Origin of the sequence: Flavihumibacter sp., from assembly GCF_036676075.1 — a bacterium.
In the GTDB taxonomy this organism is placed as follows: domain Bacteria; phylum Bacteroidota; class Bacteroidia; order Chitinophagales; family Chitinophagaceae; genus Flavihumibacter.
In genome coordinates this window covers 1,181,803-1,199,123 of the sequence record NZ_JAKFDQ010000007.1, presented here as the reverse complement: position 1 = coordinate 1,199,123, position 17,321 = coordinate 1,181,803, and the positions used below count along the sequence as shown (strand labels likewise).

General features: G+C 43.4%; 17 protein-coding genes. 8 read left to right on the top strand and 9 right to left on the bottom strand.

Features of this window, described 5'->3' with window-relative positions; translation table 11 throughout:
• Positions 1 to 22: 22 nt before the first annotated feature.
• Together mnmH and selD are read left to right on the top strand one after the other, a co-directional pair.
• Complete coding sequence (gene mnmH, locus V6M43_RS08005; protein WP_332734094.1) at positions 23 to 1,123, top strand: tRNA 2-selenouridine(34) synthase MnmH; 1,101 nt, start codon at positions 23 to 25, stop codon at positions 1,121 to 1,123.
• Between the two features lies 1 nt (position 1,124).
• The gene (gene selD / locus V6M43_RS08000; RefSeq protein WP_332734092.1) at positions 1,125 to 2,180 is read left to right on the top strand and encodes a selenide, water dikinase SelD; all 1,056 of its coding nucleotides are present in this window, start codon (positions 1,125 to 1,127) and stop codon (positions 2,178 to 2,180) included.
• A 3-nt stretch (positions 2,181 to 2,183) separates the two neighbouring features.
• On the opposite strand, the gene V6M43_RS07995 is transcribed toward selD, so the two are convergent.
• From V6M43_RS07995 to V6M43_RS07980, 4 genes are read right to left on the bottom strand one after another with little or no spacing between them, the layout of a single operon-like run.
• Positions 2,184 to 2,423, bottom strand: a complete 240-nt coding sequence (locus V6M43_RS07995) for a 4a-hydroxytetrahydrobiopterin dehydratase (protein ID WP_039130101.1) — start codon at positions 2,421 to 2,423, stop codon at positions 2,184 to 2,186.
• 9 nt (positions 2,424 to 2,432) lie between these two features.
• Positions 2,433 to 3,074, bottom strand: a complete 642-nt coding sequence (locus V6M43_RS07990) for a GNAT family N-acetyltransferase (protein WP_332734047.1) — start codon at positions 3,072 to 3,074, stop codon at positions 2,433 to 2,435.
• Between the two features lie 27 nt (positions 3,075 to 3,101).
• Positions 3,102 to 3,536 (bottom strand): IPExxxVDY family protein, encoded by a 435-nt coding sequence (locus tag V6M43_RS07985; RefSeq protein ID WP_332734045.1) that lies wholly within the window; start codon positions 3,534 to 3,536, stop codon positions 3,102 to 3,104.
• A 14-nt stretch (positions 3,537 to 3,550) separates the two neighbouring features.
• Positions 3,551 to 5,191 (bottom strand): M20/M25/M40 family metallo-hydrolase, encoded by a 1,641-nt coding sequence (locus V6M43_RS07980; RefSeq protein WP_332734043.1) that lies wholly within the window; start codon positions 5,189 to 5,191, stop codon positions 3,551 to 3,553.
• Positions 5,192 to 5,345: 154 nt separating this feature from the next.
• On the opposite strand from V6M43_RS07980, the gene V6M43_RS07975 reads away from it, so the two are divergent.
• A complete protein-coding gene (locus tag V6M43_RS07975) occupies positions 5,346 to 9,107 on the top strand; it encodes an SNF2-related protein (RefSeq protein WP_332734041.1) in 3,762 nt (1,253 codons plus the stop codon).
• Positions 9,108 to 9,188: 81 nt separating this feature from the next.
• On the opposite strand, the gene V6M43_RS07970 is transcribed toward V6M43_RS07975, so the two are convergent.
• Complete coding sequence (locus V6M43_RS07970) at positions 9,189 to 9,362, bottom strand: hypothetical protein (protein WP_332734039.1); 174 nt, start codon at positions 9,360 to 9,362, stop codon at positions 9,189 to 9,191.
• A gap of 86 nt (positions 9,363 to 9,448) precedes the next feature.
• Here V6M43_RS07970 and tatC point away from each other — a divergent pair, with 86 nt between their 5' ends.
• The 4 genes from tatC (at position 9,449) to V6M43_RS07950 (ending at position 12,870) form a co-directional block, all read left to right on the top strand.
• Complete coding sequence (tatC, locus tag V6M43_RS07965; RefSeq protein ID WP_332734037.1) at positions 9,449 to 10,303, top strand: twin-arginine translocase subunit TatC; 855 nt, start codon at positions 9,449 to 9,451, stop codon at positions 10,301 to 10,303.
• Entirely contained in the window at positions 10,269 to 10,805 is a 537-nt protein-coding gene (gene rpiB / locus V6M43_RS07960) for a ribose 5-phosphate isomerase B (protein WP_332734035.1), read from the top strand. The genes tatC and rpiB overlap by 35 nt, the downstream gene beginning before the upstream one ends.
• Before the next feature lie 33 nt (positions 10,806 to 10,838).
• Positions 10,839 to 12,395: a M28 family peptidase gene (locus V6M43_RS07955; protein WP_332734033.1), complete on the top strand. Its 1,557-nt coding sequence runs from the start codon at positions 10,839 to 10,841 to the stop codon at positions 12,393 to 12,395.
• A 100-nt stretch (positions 12,396 to 12,495) separates the two neighbouring features.
• Positions 12,496 to 12,870: a hypothetical protein gene (locus tag V6M43_RS07950; protein WP_332734031.1), complete on the top strand. Its 375-nt coding sequence runs from the start codon at positions 12,496 to 12,498 to the stop codon at positions 12,868 to 12,870.
• Positions 12,871 to 12,959: 89 nt separating this feature from the next.
• On the opposite strand, the gene V6M43_RS07945 is transcribed toward V6M43_RS07950, so the two are convergent.
• From V6M43_RS07945 to V6M43_RS07935, 3 genes are all read right to left on the bottom strand, one after another.
• A complete protein-coding gene (locus V6M43_RS07945; RefSeq protein ID WP_332734029.1) occupies positions 12,960 to 13,934 on the bottom strand; it encodes a deoxyhypusine synthase family protein in 975 nt (324 codons plus the stop codon).
• Positions 13,935 to 14,037: 103 nt separating this feature from the next.
• Complete coding sequence (locus V6M43_RS07940) at positions 14,038 to 14,490, bottom strand: hypothetical protein (RefSeq protein WP_332734027.1); 453 nt, start codon at positions 14,488 to 14,490, stop codon at positions 14,038 to 14,040.
• A gap of 53 nt (positions 14,491 to 14,543) precedes the next feature.
• Positions 14,544 to 14,990, bottom strand: coding sequence for a hypothetical protein (locus V6M43_RS07935; protein ID WP_332734025.1), 447 nt, complete (start codon positions 14,988 to 14,990; stop codon positions 14,544 to 14,546).
• 338 nt (positions 14,991 to 15,328) lie between these two features.
• On the opposite strand from V6M43_RS07935, the gene V6M43_RS07930 reads away from it, so the two are divergent.
• Complete coding sequence (locus V6M43_RS07930; RefSeq protein WP_332734024.1) at positions 15,329 to 15,940, top strand: acyl carrier protein phosphodiesterase; 612 nt, start codon at positions 15,329 to 15,331, stop codon at positions 15,938 to 15,940.
• Here V6M43_RS07930 and V6M43_RS07925 read toward each other — a convergent pair whose 3' ends face one another.
• On the bottom strand, positions 15,941 to 17,236 hold the full coding sequence (locus tag V6M43_RS07925; RefSeq protein ID WP_332734022.1) for an acetyl-CoA hydrolase/transferase family protein: 1,296 nt from the start codon (positions 17,234 to 17,236) through the stop codon (positions 15,941 to 15,943). It lies immediately after the preceding gene.
• Positions 17,237 to 17,321 lie beyond the last annotated feature (85 nt).

Below are 17,321 nucleotides of genomic sequence, written 5' to 3'. Positions count from 1 at the left end.
AGGTCAGCTTTGTTGTTTAGCCATGGCAGTAAAACCTATTGTAATTGAATCGTTTCTTGAATTGGCAGCCAGTCATCCTGTTCTGGATGTACGCAGCCCATCAGAATTTAACCATGCACATATACCGGGCGCATATTCCTTACCGTTGTTTACAGATGAAGAGCGTAAGGTTGTTGGCACTGCCTATAAACAGCAAAGTCGCGAACAGGCGATAAAGATTGGACTGGATTATTTTGGCCCTAAGATGCGTCCCATGCTTGAGGAAGTGGAGAAACTCCTGCAAGCTCATCATGTTCAGCAGGCAAATAGCAATCCCATAATTAATTCAAATGATGTTCCTCAAACCATACTTGTCCACTGCTGGCGTGGCGGAATGAGATCAGGCGGTGTAGCCTGGTTGCTTGATCTTTATGGTTTCAGGGTTTATACCCTTATAGGTGGTTATAAATCATACAGGCATCACATACTTGAACAATTTGAAGCACCCGTTGATTTGAAGATTCTTGGCGGATACACAGGTACCGGCAAAACAGAAATTCTTCAGAAGTTGGAAAGGCTTGGAGAGCCCATTATAGATCTGGAGGCTCTTGCCATGCACAAGGGTTCTGCATTCGGGCATTTGGGGCAACCCGAACAACCTTCCCAGGAAATGTTTGAGAACCTGCTGGGCATGAAGTTGCGTCAATGGCATAATACAAAAGAAACAGCGGACAAAGCGATCTGGGCAGAGGATGAAAGCCTCCGGATTGGGAACCTTTTGATACCCCAGCCTTTTTACAAACAAATGCGAAGCTCTCCCTGTTATTTTCTTGATGTTCCTTTTGAAGAGCGGCTTGATTTTATCGTTAAAGATTATGGCAAAGCAGATCGTGATAAACTTATTGGTGCTATCCTGAGGATCCAGAAAAGGCTTGGCGGACTGGAAACAAAAACTGCCATCAACAGCCTGATAGAAAATGATATCAGGTCCTCATTTGCAATCCTTCTGAAATACTACGACAAATGGTACCTGAAAGGCCTCGATAGCCGGGAGCCTGGTACACCCGTAATAACAGTTAAGGGATTTGCTGTGGATCATGTTCGTAATGCGCAATTATTATTGAATCAACTGAAACAGAATTGATATGTCTGAAACCAATTATTCTCTTACACAATATTCTCATGGTGCTGGCTGTGGATGTAAAATATCACCCCAGGTATTAGAACAGATTCTTCACTCAGAACAACCCGATCAAAAATTCCCCTCATTATTAGTGGGCAACCATTCCAAAGATGATGCTGCTGTTTATGACCTTGGAAATGACCAGGCATTGATATCGACAACCGATTTTTTTATGCCAATTGTTGATGATGCATTTGATTTCGGACGCATCGCTGCCGCCAATGCTATCAGTGATGTTTATGCGATGGGGGGAAAACCAATCATGGCCATAGCCATTCTTGGATGGCCGGTAGAAAAATTACCCGCTTCACTCGCGCAAAAGGTTTTGGAAGGCGCAAGGTCGATATGTTCAGAAGCAGGAATACCATTGGCCGGCGGACATAGCATTGATTCGCCCGAACCACTTTTTGGATTGTCTGTGAATGGACTTGCCAACCATAAAGATCTTAAGCAGAACAATACTGCCCGTGCCGGCGATCTGTTATTCCTTACTAAAGCGCTGGGTACCGGTGTACTTTCTACCGCAATGAAACGAAATGTGCTTGAGCCTGAACATTTCCAACCATTTATTGACCAGTTGGTATTACTGAATAAACTGGGTGCAACAATCGGGAAAATTGAAGGTGTTCATGCCATGACCGATGTTACGGGGTTTGGACTACTGGGTCACTTACTGGAAATGGCAGAAGGCAGTGGGCTGTCGGCAGAAATTAATTACGCTGCAATTCCCACCCTGCCAGGCGTTAAAGAATATATTTCCAAACGAATTATTCCGGATGCCACCTTCAGAAACTGGAACAGTTACAGTACCCATGTGGGTTTTGCTAAAGGGGTGAATGTTATGGAGGCATTCAGTCTGTTACCCGACCCGCAAACCAATGGGGGTTTACTCATTTCTGTTGATCCGGCCATGGCTCACAAAGTGCGTGAAGAGTTGTCAGAAGCCGGTCTCATTCAGTACCTGGAACCCATAGGGAGAATGACATTAGCCGGAGACAAAAGGATAATGGTGCAGTAACGATCAAGACGACTTGTATATTTTATCAATTGCAGCAGCAAGCTTTTTGTCCTTTTCTGTTACAATATTACCAGCACTATGGGTGCGCAGCCATACTTCCACAATGTTCCAAACATTTGTCCATTTTGGATGATGGTCCATCTTCTCTGCTTCAAGCGCAACCCTTGTCATAAAGGCGAATGCTTCTGAAAAATCTTTGAACTCAAATTTTCTGTAGAGTTGATCATCTGTTTCGTTCCACATAAAATATTTTTATTGATTAAAAGAACTGACTGACTTCTGTAGAAATTGTTGGTTATTTCCTATTCTTCGGAATATTAATTTTCTTTCAGCCCTGAACCCACTCTTCAGAATTGCTGTACGCGATGAGAGGTTTTCCTTTCTAACTATGGTTATCACTTTCCCCTTTCCTTCCTGGTAAACCTTATTCATTCTCGCTGTAAGCAATACTTTCTGCAATCCATTCCCCCTGTGTTCAGGAAGGCAAAATGCATCGAGCAGATAGGCTTCATCTTCATCAGGAACAAGCCCGTGGTTCCTAATAAAACCGGGTAATTCAATTGATTCCATTGACATCCATGCATAAGCAACCAGGTCGTCCCCTTTATATGCCCCAAAAACAGAATATCCCCCGCTGTTGATACGTTCGGTAAACCTGCTGATATTACTATCATTAAAATGCATGGAACCAGCATTCTTCAGGGCTTCCAGATCAATTTCGCGGATCAGGTAACCAGTGGGACTATTCAATGACCGGATGCTATTCAGCTTTTTTCCATAAACAATGAATGATTCTATATAAATGGAAAATTTCTGTAAAGCGGATTTCAACAACACTACCGGAAAGTTAAGAGCCCCGTATTGCTTGAAACTATTACGGAATTTTTGAAGCATCCCTCAATTTCGGCAAATTAAGTTGGACTAGAAAATCAGGTGTTCTTTATGCCTGATCTTTTCATTGGTAAGTTCGGTTACCAGTTGAACCGCATTGATTGCACGGATATTCTGGATGATCTCTGCTATGAATGTTGCAGTTACATCATCACCTTTGATCAGCCATAAAAAATCCAGGTGTCTGAACTCAGGCAACAGATACTCGCCATCATGATGATTCTTGTACAGGTAGTGGGTTAAATATTGGTTGGGTTCTGCATACTGGTAAATTGGAAAATAGTAGTTGCGGTTCTTTTTGTTCATCTGTATCTCGATGTCATTATTAACCCTGAACTGAAAACGAAACCGTTGGTTTAGCTGCCAGCAGAATTGATAGTCCCGGATTGGTGCAACGATGCCCAGCAAATGAGCATCGCAGAAAAAATCATCTGCCGCACCGGACATATCAAGTTTCAATTTCATATTTATCCCGGTTGTCAAAAACGAATATCGGCAGAAAGCTCGTTATCTCCCCTTTTATAACGCACATTAGTGCTGTCGCCTTTTTTGAATTTGGAAAGAGCCTGCATATATGATTCCACACTGCTGGTCAGGTGTTCACCTAATTGAAGAATAATATCCCCGGTTTGAATGCCAGCCTTCATTGCAGGTCTGCCATCGCTAACGCCGTCAACCCTTACACCGTTTCCGCTATAGCTGTAATCGGGCATGATGCCAAGGCTCACACTGAATCTTGCAGATGTACCCGTTTGCTGTTCACGTGTTTTTGTAAATACAAGTTTGTTCTGGCCAGTTGTTTTCTTTACTACATTTTCAACGAGCTGGAGAATTCTGAACTGGCCTTCATAGTTGATCCTTTCGGCATCATCGCCGGGCTTGTGGTAATCGGTATGTAGTCCGGTGAAGAAAAATAATACAGGAAGATCTTTCCGATAGAAAGATGAATGATCGCTGGGGCCTGTACCACTACTGTCGAATTTGATCTTGAAATGCCGGGTATCACTGATAGAGCTAAAGGTTGAGGCCCATGAGGGTGATGTGCCTATTCCACCAACTGTAAGCGTTCGGGAACTATCATTCAGCCGTCCAACCATATCCATATTTATCATATAGCTCACCTGGTTTAGAGGAATCGTAGCATTTTCGGTAAAATATTTTGATCCAAAAAGCCCAAGCTCTTCAGCAGAAAAGGCAATGAATAAATAATTAGCACTACTTTTCTTCTCCATTTTCAACTTCCGCGCAAGTTCAATAAGCGCTGCCGTTCCGCTGGCATTATCATCGGCACCATTATGGATTAAACGTTCATTGGTGCGAAGCATGGAATTGCCATCTTCACCATAACCAAGATGATCATAATGAGCTCCTATAATCACGGTATAAGTTGCATTGTTGTTAATGTAGCCAATTACATTATTACCCGTCCGCTCAATATTCCGGAAACCTGTTTTCATTTTGATTTCAAGTGTAGCTGTCTCATCATCAAAATATTTTTTGGATACATTCTCAGATACAAAGATCACGGGAATGGGTAGTTGATCACCTTTTTGCTTGGGGTTGAAAACCTGGCTGCTGTCATTATAGAGCAATAATGCCGTAGCTCCCTTTTCAGCAGCATCCTTCGCCTTCAGGAGAATATTTGCCTCTGGGTCAAAATGCGGGTTATGTTTGTTTGCTTCCCTCTCGGCCCCCAGATCCAGAAACCATGGAACACCCTCTTCCCTTAATGCAATGGAAGGCATCGCTTCAATGATTTTTTCGGGAGATAATGCATAGGGGAAGAAATCTTTCTTATTGATCTCGTGCTCATCAATGAAGAGGTAACTATCAGCCGAATAATCCTTTCCATCATTTATGGGGAATGACTGAAACCAGCCATCCTTGTCACCTTTTGGCATTAATCCGATTTTCTGGAATTCGTTACTAATATATGTTCTTGCCAATTCCTCCCCGGGAGTGCCGGCTCTGCGGCCTTCCAACTTGTCGTCTGACAGGTATTTAACATGTTTTTGTAAGTGGCTGATCACAAGCTTATCTGATTTTTTCAGCTTCTGTGCCTGTGTCTGGTAAGTGCTCAATATGCTAGCTGCAATGGCAACTCGGAGAAAAAGATTCATAGAGATCAATTCTTTAGTAACAAAGGTATCATTGCGAAGGCGAATACCATGCCGTAAAAACAATAATTAATATGGTTATCTGCCACTCTTTCCGTTACTTTTGCAGATTGGCCTGCCCGCAACCAAGCTGCAGTCCGGATAAAAGAATAAACGAATGGCTTTACCGCACCTTATTAAATATGTTTATACCAATGGAACCGATGAAGTTATCAGGAGAGGAAAAAAAATCCATGCCATCGGCTATGTTGAACTGGTAGAATATGATGAATTATTAGGCTCTGTTACCTTCAGGGTAAAGGATGACAGCTATGCTACATTCTATAAGGTGTATGTTCAGAAATTCTCCGACCCCAAAAGTTTATCCGTAAGATGCAGCTGCCCTTATAACCTGGGCGATATCTGTCGCCATGAAGCCGCAGCATTAATACAGTTACAGGAACTGCTTGATAAAAACCTTTTATTGGCCGAAGAAGTTGTTTATGACCAACGCCATACGGTCATAAAGATGAAGTCCATCGATTTAAAAACTATCCGGCTCCTGAGTGGACAGGAAACATATAATGAAGCGGAACAATATTTACGCACTTCAAAGGCAAATATTGAATCGGCCGCTGACGAAGTGGTGAAGGCTACAGTTGACCTGGATGGCCGGCAATATAAAGTGGTGATCCGTAAGAATGAGGAACGCAATTTCGATACCAGTTGTGATTATGTAGATACAAAACATCCACTCTGCCTGCCAAAGGTTATTGTATTTCTTCAGCTGCTAAACTCATTTGGCCCTAACTATTTTGATTCGATCCGGAACTGGGATAAAGAGAAGAATAAATTACTGGAAGCCTACGGATATAGCCTTAATGACGACCTGAAAGGTAAATTTGAGTTTGCATATAAGGAAGGTAAACCATTTCTCAGGGTGCTTGATAATGCTATTAAACGGATCAATCCTTTACAGGCTAACAAACCTAAACCGGTAGAAGTTGCTGTTCTGACTGAAGAAGCTGAGCAGGAACAAAATGATAAGGAAGAAGCTACTGCACAACGAATCGGCATTGTTTTAAATCTTCAGCCTCGTTCATATCCTGGATTTTTATTGGAGGCTGTACAGGGAGAAGCAGATGAACAACAGCAAAAGCTACTCGGGAAAGTTGAAAAAATAGACCTGACCAAATATGTAAATGCTGAAATATACCCGGAGTCGGATCGTGCCCTTATTCCGGCGCTGCGCAGGATGCAGGAAACAGAACTTACCAAATATCTGAACAGGAATTCCCCTTTTAGCGGTATCTGGGAAAATATTATTCATCATGAAAGTGATGATCTTCCCGCAGAAACCAAACACCTGGTGGTTGAGTATATGCAGCCGAAATTGCGGAAACTAATGAATGAGGTGGCAGATAGCCCATTTATTTATATGCTTCCGCCCAACAAGGTTTTCAAGACCGATAACCTGCAGTCTATCGGAATAGTGACTGAGCCACTTGTTCCTTATTTCCGGGTACAACAGAAGAAGACCCAATATGAGATTACCTGTTATGTAAAGATCAATGGAAAGGAACTGAAACTTACCGATAACCAGATCAACAGTAACCTTCTTTTCCTGTTTAACGAAAATCTTTACTGCTGGCGTAATGAGGAAGATGTGAACCGCGTGGAAACCTTCATGCCGAAGGGAAGTATCACAATTACGAAAAGCACCTGGCAGATGCAGCTCAAACAACTTGTTCTGCCGCTGGCAAAACATTATCATGTTGAATTTGATGCTGCCATTATATCATCTTATAAAGATGGAGACCCGGAGCGTATCCTGATGCTACAGGAAAAGGGCGATTACCTTGTGTTCCAGCCCATATTCTCCTATAAAGGCTTTGAAACCAAACCAGGCGATAAGGATGAGATCATTGTTCCGGACGGCGATAAGGTAATGATCGTACATAGAAACAAAGAAGTTGAGTCTCAATTTCTGCAGAAGCTTGAGGCCTTACATTCCAATTTTATCCGTCCCGATGGCTCACAGAACCTTGTCCTGAAGGGTGCAGATGTACTCCGCAATAACTGGTTTTTCTTGTTTGTGGATGCCATGAAAGATATGAAAGTGCCTGTATTCGGATTTGAAGCACTCCGCAATTTTCGATTTAATACAGCAAAGCCACAAACCAGGATACAGATCAGCAGCAATACTGACTGGTTTGATGCTAAAGTGGATATTGTTTTTGGCGACCTGAAAGTGACTGTTGCAGAAGTGAAGAGGGCGCTGGCTAACAAGCAGCAGTTCGTTCAACTGGAAGACGGGTCTCTTGGAATTTTACCGGAAGAGTGGATCAAGAAGTATTCATTATTGTTTCGTATCGGTGAAGGGAAAGCTCAGAGTCTGCGTCTCTCCAAATACCATATGAGCGTCATTGATGAACTCTACAATGAGCGCAATGAAGAAGAGTTGTTCATACAACTGGAAGAGAAATATGATCGGCTGCGCGGCTTCAAAAGTATCCGCGAAGTGATGCCGCCAGAGCACCTGCTGCCCATTTTACGGCCTTACCAGGCCTTCGGCTTCCAGTGGATCAATTACCTGAGTGAAGTGAATTGGGGGGGAATCCTGGCTGATGATATGGGTCTTGGTAAAACAGTGCAGGCATTGAGCTTCCTGCAGCACTACCGCGATACACACCATGAATTGAAAGCACTGGTTGTTTGTCCCACCACCCTAATGTTCAACTGGGAAAACGAGATCCGGAAATTTACTCCAACCCTTACCTGGCATATACATCATGGTGGCGAGCGCTCTCGTAATAAAGCGATGCTCGCTGAAAAGAATGTTATCATCACCACCTATGGTACACTGAGAAGTGATATTAAAATGCTGGTGGAAATGGATTTTGACTATGTGGTTCTTGATGAATCACAGGCTATCAAGAACCCGGCAAGCAAGGTTACAAAAGCAGCTTCTCTGCTGAAGGCCAAACATCGTTTGTGCATGAGCGGTACTCCGTTGCAGAATAATACTTTCGACATATACGCCCAGATGAACTTCCTGAATCCGGGTATGCTGGGAAGTATGGAGTTTTTCAGACAGGAATTTGCTATCCCCATTGATAAATTTGGCGAGCCCGACCGGAAGGACCATCTCCGCAAAATACTTTTCCCTTTTATTCTGCGCCGTACAAAGGAACAGGTGGCAAAAGATCTTCCCGAGAAAGTGGAAACCATTCTCTGGTGTGAAATGGAAGATGAGCAGCGTAAAATCTATGATGCATATCGTAATGATTACCGCGATAAGATCCTTGGCACCATTGAAGCACAGGGAATGCAGAAATCTCAGCTTACCATTTTACAGGGATTGATGAAACTTCGCCAGATCTGTGATTCTCCCGCCATACTGAATGAACAGGATAAGTTTGAAAACCATTCTATCAAGCTGGAAGAACTGGGTCGCGAGATCAGTGAGAATATCAGTAACCACAAGGCCCTCGTATTCTCCCAATTCCTGGGAATGCTGGCGCTTATACGGAAAAAACTGGAAGAGCTTGGGGTTGATTATGAATATTTCGACGGGAGCACATCTGCCATCGATCGCGAAAAGGCTATCCAGCGGTTCCAGAAAGATGATAACTGCCGTGTTTTCCTTATTTCACTTAAAGCTGGTGGGGTTGGTTTGAACCTTACGGCAGCCGATTACGTATATATTGTTGACCCCTGGTGGAATCCTGCCGTTGAGCAACAGGCTATCGACAGAACTCACCGCATTGGGCAAACGAAAAACATCTTTGCCTACAGGATGATCTGCAAGGATACCATTGAGGATAAGATATTGCAATTGCAAGACAGGAAAAGAGTATTGGCGCGCGACCTGATTGCCGATGACGAGGGATTTGTGAAGAACCTCACACGAGAGGATGTAGAGTACCTGTTCAGCTAATAAAAAAGCCCCGCCGGTGCAGGCGGGGACGGGCACATACAAAAAGTGGTTTCAGAGGTAAGTGCCAGATATGTATTTGGGTTAGTATCTTGCCGACCGTCTGGCATAACCTGGCCTGTTCTCAATGGGTGATTCACCCTTAAATAGAACGCACCAGATGTATCTGATAAAACGGAAAAGATGTATGCCGGGTCGATAGCTATCCTTGTTGATCTTGATAGCGTGAGTATCGTAGTACATTGTATTACGTTTCATTGATACAGGTTTTTTGGTGTGGAATTACGATTAAAACGAATATACGCTTATTTTATTGCTGATAATTAGTACAGAACACTTAAAGTATGGCCAAATCATTGTTCAGAAGAAAGTCGGGAACCGAAGCTGAGATGTCTTTTGTTGATCACCTGGAAGCACTACGGTGGCACATAATGCGCTCCTTACTTGCCATCATGGTAGGAGCAATTATAGTATTTGTTTACATGGATTTTTTCTTCGGACGGGTTGTGATGGGCCCAACAAATAAAGATTTCATTACATACAAAGCTCTCTGCTGGTTTAGTCACAAAGTTGGACTTGGCGATGCCATGTGCCTGGCCGAAATCAACCTGAAGCTGATCAGTACAGAAATGAGCAGCCAGTTCATGATGAGCTTTACTATTTCTTTTGTGGGCGGACTGATAGTGGCTTTCCCATATGTATTCTGGGAGTTCTGGCGTTTTATCAGGCCCGCGCTTACCGATAAGGAATTAAGTAGAACACGCGGAGTTATCTTCTGGGTTTCATTGCTATTCTTTACAGGTGTTGCCTTCGGATATTTCCTGATTGCTCCCTACACCGTCAACTTTTTTGCCGCATATACATTAAGTCCTGATATCCAGAACACATTTACAGTTAGTAATTATATCGACAATATAGTATCCCTTGTTTTAGGCACCGGCATTGTATTTCAATTACCATTGGTAGTTTATTTCCTTGCCAAGGTGGGTATTGTGACTGCTTCCTTCTTACGTACATATCGCAAGTTTGCTGTATTGATAATACTGATTATTGCCGCGGTAATTACTCCTCCTGATGTCATCAGCCAGCTGATAGTAACAGTTCCACTCTGGTTTCTATATGAAATAAGCATAAGCATTGCTGCAAGGGTAAACAAAGAAGATCTTGCTGAACAAAACCTTCCTGAGGAATGGAGTTGAAACGCCGGCAATAAATCCGAAATTTGAATCCACCAAAATATTCATCCTGATGTCAGATTTCTCTAAGCAGTTACCAGTTGCCATTGGAAGCGATCATGCCGGCTTCGAGTATAAGGAAGCCATTAAGAAGCACCTTGAATTGGCGGGATGGCAGGTTAGGGACTTTGGTACCCGTAGTACCGATTCCGTAGATTATCCTGATTATGCACACCCCACTGCAGCCGCTGTTGAAGCCGGCGAAGTTGCATTTGGAGTGCTGATCTGCGGTAGTGCAAATGGTGTTGCCATTACTGCAAATAAGCACCAGGGCGTGCGTGCAGGCCTCTGCTGGGATCATGAAGTCGCTAAACTGGTACGCTTGCACAATGATGCTAATATAATTTGCCTTCCCGCTCGTTTCGTTGCATTGCAATATGCCATTCAAATGGTTGAGACTTTTGTCAATACCTCATTTGAAGGTGGCCGTCATGGAACAAGGGTTGGTAAGATGGCCTGCATGTAATCATTCCATAACAGATAATTCATTTTAAAACACATGAGAAAATTTTTTCTACTGCTGGCGCTGTTTCCGGCCACAATGGGCTTTGCTCAGAAAAAGGCAAAGTCGCCAAAAAAGGTAAAGGTTGAGAAAATTGCAGCAACCATAACAGAGGCAGAGCTTAAAGCACATCTTTACGTTATTGCTGGTGCAGAAATGGAGGGTCGCGAAACCGCCACCGAAGGCCAGCGTAAAGCAGCTGCATACATCGAGCAGCATTTTAAAAGCATAGGTCTGCTCCCTGGCAATAATGGAAGTTACCAACAAACTTTTCCGGTATTTCGTGATTCACTGATCAATGCATCGCTAACTGTGAACGGCAAAGCATTTGATCTGAACAAGGATTTTCAGCCAACTCTGCAACTTACAAGACCGGGAAGCCAATATTTTTCTGAAGTTGTATTTGCGGGCCATGGCATCGTTGATTCCGATGCAGGTATTGATGATTACGGATCAATAGATGTAAAAGGGAAGGCAGTTCTTCTGCTTGACGGTGCACCCTCAAGTTACAAAACAACGAAGCGTGGATGGCGTGCTCCTAATGGTCTTTATGGAAAATATAATAATGCCATGAGTAAAGGCGCCTCAGCTATTATCATTATTGGTAATGGTTTTCCGCGACAGGCTTTACAGCCCAACGGCAATATGTATACGAATCTGTATGCTGACAAACAACCCGCAAGTCTGTTTACTGTTTCAACAGACCTTGCAACAGCAATTGTAGGTGAAGGCCTGAAAGACATGATCGCAAAGGGAAAAGATGCAGCCATTGCACCTGCTGTATTTAAGGCTAATACAATGCTTGAGTTGCAAAAGAAGGTTAGCCAGCTTGAAAGCACTAATGTGCTCGGATATATTGAGGGCTCTGACAAAAAAGATGAATGGCTGATCCTGACGGCACATTATGATCATCTCGGTAAAAGAGGTGACGTCATTTACTATGGTGCCGACGATGATGGTTCCGGTACGGTTGGTATAATGGAAATCGCCGAAGCTTTTGCCATGGCCAGGGCCGGTGGCAACGGTCCACGCAGGAATGTTCTGGTAATGGCTGTAAGTGGAGAGGAGAAGGGTCTCTGGGGTTCTGAATATTTCAGTGAAAATTCACCAGTACCGATGGATAAGGTTACTGCAGACCTGAATATTGACATGATCGGAAGAGTTGATACCGAGAGAAAGTCAGCTGATACCCTGAACTATATCTATGTGGTTGGGGATGATAAGCTTAGTACTGAATTAAAGCCTATAAGCGAAATGGTGAATAAGAAGTATGTGAAATTAAGCCTCGATTACAAATACAATGACCCCGCCGATCCCAACCAGATCTATTTCAGGAGCGACCATTTCAACTTTGCAAGAAAAGGTGTACCTGTTATATTTTATTATGATGGAATGCTTCAGGCCGATTACCATAAACCAACTGATACGCCAGACAAGATCAATTACAAATTATTGAAGAAGCGCGCCGACCTCGTTTTTTATACAGCATGGGAAATGGCTAATCGCGATAATATGATCAAACGCGACCTTGAACTGCCTGCCATGGCGCGATAGTTCACTTTAACATTCTTTTGCCTTATATGGGTTAAACCAGGTTCTTCAGGCATGGTCCTAGCTTAGTATAAACATTCCATATACTAAAAACACAATGACTATGACCAGAAAACCATTATTAAAAAGAATTATGCTGATGGGTTTAACCCTCGGTGCCCTGGTGATTGCCGGTTCCAGCTTTGCCCATGAAGGAAATGGTCCCGGTCATGATAAGTGGAAGAACGGAAAAGGAAAAAAGAAAGGACATTATAAGGATAACCATAACCATAATGCCCGGTATGAAGATGGCAGAAACGGGCGTGGTTCATGTGATGGCCGTCGTGATGACCGCCGTTACGGAAAGAATGACCGCCGCTACGAACGTCGGGATGATGGCAGGTATGAGCGTCGCGACGACCGTCGGGTCGACCAGCGAACAGACCGCAGAACTGACACCCGTCGCCCTTTCCCAGGCATTTTCGATAAAAGATCTTAAGTTGATCCGTACCCTCTACAACAAAAGGCCGTCTCATTCATTTGAGACGGCCTTTTTATTTTCACCCTGACGGCACCCTGAGACCATAATTACCATCCAAGGATATACGCAAAAATCAGCGGCGCAACAATGGTTGCATCACTTTCAACAATATACTTAGGCGTATCAATGCTTAATTTACCCCAGGTGATCTTTTCATTTGGAACAGCACCTGAGTAAGATCCATAAGAAGTTGTTGAATCACTAACCTGGCAGAAATAACTCCAGAATGGAACATCATGCCATTCCAGGTCCTGGTACATCATGGGAACAACACATATCGGGAAATCTCCTGCAATTCCACCGCCCAGCTGGAAAAAACCAACACCCTTTCCCCCGCTGTTATGCCTGTACCAATCGGCCAGCCAAACCATATATTCAATACCACTCTTCATGGTAGTGGCTTTCATTTCCTGTTTAATAATATAGGAAGCGAAAATATTTCCCATTGTACTGTCTTCCCATCCGCCCACTATGATCGGAAGATTTTTTTCTGCCGCAGCAATCATCCAGCTGTCCTTCGGATCAATTTCATAATCATCTTTCATAACACCACTGTTAAGAAGCTTGTACATGTATTCATGCGGAAAATATCGTTCTCCTGCTGCATCTGCATCCTTCCAAAGCTTAGCAACATGATGCTGTATCTTCCTGAAAGCTTCCTCTTCAGGAATGCAGGTATCAGTTACCCTGTTCAGGCCCTTTTCCAGCAGCTCCCACTCTTGCTGTGGTGTGAGATCGCGGTAGTTGGGGATTCTCCTGTAATGAGAATGTGCTACCAGATTCATGATATCTTCTTCAAGGTTGGCACCTGTACATGATATAATATGGACTTTATCCTGGCGAATCATTTCAGCCAGTGAAACACCCAGCTCAGCAGTGCTCATCGCCCCCGCCAGCGTAATCATCATTTTTCCACCTTCCAACAGGTGTTGCTCATAGCCTTTCGCAGCATCTACAAGTGCCGCCGCGTTGAAATGGCGATAATGATGCTGAATAAACTGCGAAACAGGACCTTTACTCATGATTATATATTTATGGACAGCAAAGGTAAGGGAGATGGCACACAAAATGGCCCCGCCTTACGGGGCGGGGCCAGACTTTCCAACAAAACCTCAGAGAAAAAACTTATTTCTTTATTCTTGAATATTCGGTCCATTCACCTGCATTCTCACTTTTCAAGATCAACTGATGGGTCGCATTATGCATGGTAATGAAATAACGAGTTCCATCATTGGTAGCCATCTCAAACAGGCTGGTGATCCAATAGTCCGAATAGGAATTTTTGATTTCATTCATCAGCTGGATGGGCAGCTGGGTGGACAGGATGTTACGATATACTCCTATCAGTTCTCCCTCATCATTGAGGTAGGCAAACATGACCTGACCATTGAGCGTGAATTGCGCTTTGTTAAGGTCATTTGTCCGGGACCACTTGATCTGCTCTGCTCCTGAAAACTCTTTCTTAAAAGATTCTGTTACTCTCCAGTTTGTTTTTATAACTGGATCTGAAATACTGCCAGCAAAGCTGGTTGTTGCGATCATTAAGGTAAATACCACAACGGCTGTGATACGTTTCATTGTTATAAGGTTTAATAGTTTGTTACCTATGGGACGCATTGCCCATTAAAAGGTTACAATTTGTTTTTAATTTTTTTGAATACACTAAGATTTCCACTTCCATTAGCTGATACAATCATGCTTGATTTTTCACCGTTCAGTGTTACATGATAGGTAGTGCTTCCGTTGGAGATATGCTCAATTACATTTCCAACTACATGCTCAGGATAACGCTCACCAATTGCTTTGGTTACCATGATAGGAAGATTCTCTTTGCTGATGTAACGCGCTGTGGCAACGAGTTCGCCATCAACATTGTAAAATGCACTGAGTTCGGTATCACGGAAGTTGAATGTTGCCTGGTACAAACCAGCATCATCAAGTGATTTCCACTGAACGTTCTTTGCATCTGAAAATTCAGAACGAAATGCCTGGAGAACTTTTCCTGTAATAGGATCTACATTTGCAAAGCTTGATAATGTAACGAAAGCTGTTGCTGCGATTACGATGATCTTTTTCATAACTTAAAAATTGAAAGGTTTAATGATTAATGTCGTTTGATTGTTTGACGATGTAAAAGTAATTAGGTTACACACTGAGGTCAAGCAAATAGTGATTGGTGGCATCGATCATCAAAGAATTCAAAAGAGCCTGATAAGATTAGCTGATTCAGGTACTGCAAAATCTGTTTGAATCAATGGCATTTAAGCACACTGATAAAATTTGTTAAGTAAAAAATAAATCCCGGTTAAGCGATGGTTAAATTAGAGAAGTGGAAATCAGATTTTTAAAAATGACCACAATTGTTCTGGTTTTTACTTCCCTATTCCCAATAATTTGATTTATAAATAAGTATTTAATGAACCTATTGGCACATGCATATCTATCATTTCGTCAACCGGAATTACTGGTTGGCAATATGATCAGCGATTTCGTCAAAGGCCGGAAACGTTTTGATTTCCCACACGGAATTCAAAAGGGGATAGCGCTACACCGCGCCATTGATACGTTCACTGATGAGCACCCGGTCAATATCGAGGCGAAGAAAATATTCAAACCAGCAGTAGGTTTATATGGAGCAGCCTTTTTAGACGTTGCATATGACCATTTCCTGGCCGCGGACAATCTGGCCTTTCCGACGGGTTCTCTACCTGATTTTACTCAATGGGTTTATAACACGATAGGAGATTATGAGCACCATTTTCCTGCTTCATTTGCCGGAATGTACCCTTATATGAAGGAACAGGATTGGCTATGCAATTATCAATTCAGGTGGGGAATCGAGAAAAGTATGCAGGGGCTGGTACGCCGCGCCCGTTACCTTGAAAATGCAAAACCCGCCTTTGATGCCTTTGAGTCAAATATTGATCAACTTCAAAATGCCTATCACCGTTTTTTCCCCGAACTCCTGCTTTTTGTTACCAATTACTACAGAAATCACCTGATTAGTTCCCCGGGAACGGCTTCTTGATTAGAAACCAGGGAAAACCCTGAATCGTTCATGGCACGACCTCTCCAGTAATTCCCGGTCGTCAGGATGCGAAATGCCGATAAGTGCTTCTGCCCGCTGCCGCAGGTTTTTCCCATATAAATAGGCCACCCCGTACTCGGTCACTACATAATGTATATGTCCACGGGTGGTCACAACTCCGGCCCCCTGTCTAATGAAGGGTACAATTCTTGGCTCCCCATGTGCCGTCCGCGATGGAAGGGCTATAATGGGTTTGCCACCCTCACTAAGTGCTGAGCCCCGCATAAAATCCATCTGCCCCCCAATGCCTGAATATTGATAAGTTCCAATGGAGTCGGCGCATACCTGGCCAGTAAGATCTATTTCCACAGCGCTGTTGATTGCTACCATTTTGGGATTACGCCTAATCACAGCAGTATCATTCACATAATCAATATCGAGAAAAGCAAATGCGGGATTATCATCTATATAGTCATACAGCCTCCTGGTTCCTAATGCAAAACCAGCGACCGATTTATTTGGATGGATAAGCTTGTACCGGTTATTCACGATGTCTTTCTCGATCAGGTCTATTATTCCATCACTACACATCTCGGTATGTATGCCAAGGTCGCGATGATTGCCAAGGCATTTCAGAACGGCATCGGGAATTGCACCAATACCCATTTGCAGAGTGCTCCGGTCGTCAATCATTTCAGCTATATATTTCCCGATTTGTAATTCTGCCTCTCCTCCTTTCTCCCCAAAAATTGCCTCATGAAGCGGGTCCTCAGAATAGACCATCGCCGAAAAACGATTAACATGAATCATCCCGTCACCATGAGTTCTGGGAACATTCGGATTCACTTGTGCTATCACATGCCTGGCCGTATTAACCGCCGAACGGGCTACATCCACAGAGGCGCCTAGGGAACAATAACCGTGCTTGTCGGGCACCGAAACATGTACCATGGCCACATCAATTGGCAGGATACCCTGCTTGAATAGTTCAGGTATCTCACTGAGGAAAACAGGTACATAGTCTGCCCGGCCTTCCTTAACAGCTTCCCTTATACTCGCAGAAACAAAAAGTGAATTGATATGGAAATGCCCGCTGTATTCGGGCTTGTCAACCACCATGTCACCATAAACACTAATATTGACCAGCTCAACATCCCGCAGCCTGTGCTTTTGGGCGGCAAGCTCACGCATCAGGAATGATGGTGTTTGCGCGCTTCCATGAACAAAAACCCGGTGGCCCGATTGTATGACAGCTAAAGCCTCAGCAGCAGAAACATAATGAATGGGAGGAAGCATTAAAAGTTTTGGACAAAATTAAACTTTAGCTTCCATCAACATTCTTGACTTATATCATATGATGATATGCAGATTATTAGCTTAC

Coding starts and splice junctions, on each gene's coding strand:
- mnmH (WP_332734094.1), top strand. CDS start 23: ATGGCAGTAAAACCTATTGTAATTGAATCGTTTCTTGAATTGGCAGCC.
- selD (WP_332734092.1), top strand. CDS start 1,125: ATGTCTGAAACCAATTATTCTCTTACACAATATTCTCATGGTGCTGGC.
- V6M43_RS07995 (WP_039130101.1), bottom strand. CDS start 2,423: ATGTGGAACGAAACAGATGATCAACTCTACAGAAAATTTGAGTTCAAA.
- V6M43_RS07990 (WP_332734047.1), bottom strand. CDS start 3,074: ATGCTTCAAAAATTCCGTAATAGTTTCAAGCAATACGGGGCTCTTAAC.
- V6M43_RS07985 (WP_332734045.1), bottom strand. CDS start 3,536: ATGAAATTGAAACTTGATATGTCCGGTGCGGCAGATGATTTTTTCTGC.
- V6M43_RS07980 (WP_332734043.1), bottom strand. CDS start 5,191: ATGAATCTTTTTCTCCGAGTTGCCATTGCAGCTAGCATATTGAGCACT.
- V6M43_RS07975 (WP_332734041.1), top strand. CDS start 5,346: ATGGCTTTACCGCACCTTATTAAATATGTTTATACCAATGGAACCGAT.
- V6M43_RS07970 (WP_332734039.1), bottom strand. CDS start 9,362: ATGAAACGTAATACAATGTACTACGATACTCACGCTATCAAGATCAAC.
- tatC (WP_332734037.1), top strand. CDS start 9,449: ATGGCCAAATCATTGTTCAGAAGAAAGTCGGGAACCGAAGCTGAGATG.
- V6M43_RS07955 (WP_332734033.1), top strand. CDS start 10,839: ATGAGAAAATTTTTTCTACTGCTGGCGCTGTTTCCGGCCACAATGGGC.
- V6M43_RS07950 (WP_332734031.1), top strand. CDS start 12,496: ATGACCAGAAAACCATTATTAAAAAGAATTATGCTGATGGGTTTAACC.
- V6M43_RS07945 (WP_332734029.1), bottom strand. CDS start 13,934: ATGAGTAAAGGTCCTGTTTCGCAGTTTATTCAGCATCATTATCGCCAT.
- V6M43_RS07940 (WP_332734027.1), bottom strand. CDS start 14,490: ATGAAACGTATCACAGCCGTTGTGGTATTTACCTTAATGATCGCAACA.
- V6M43_RS07935 (WP_332734025.1), bottom strand. CDS start 14,990: ATGAAAAAGATCATCGTAATCGCAGCAACAGCTTTCGTTACATTATCA.
- V6M43_RS07930 (WP_332734024.1), top strand. CDS start 15,329: ATGAACCTATTGGCACATGCATATCTATCATTTCGTCAACCGGAATTA.
- V6M43_RS07925 (WP_332734022.1), bottom strand. CDS start 17,236: ATGCTTCCTCCCATTCATTATGTTTCTGCTGCTGAGGCTTTAGCTGTC.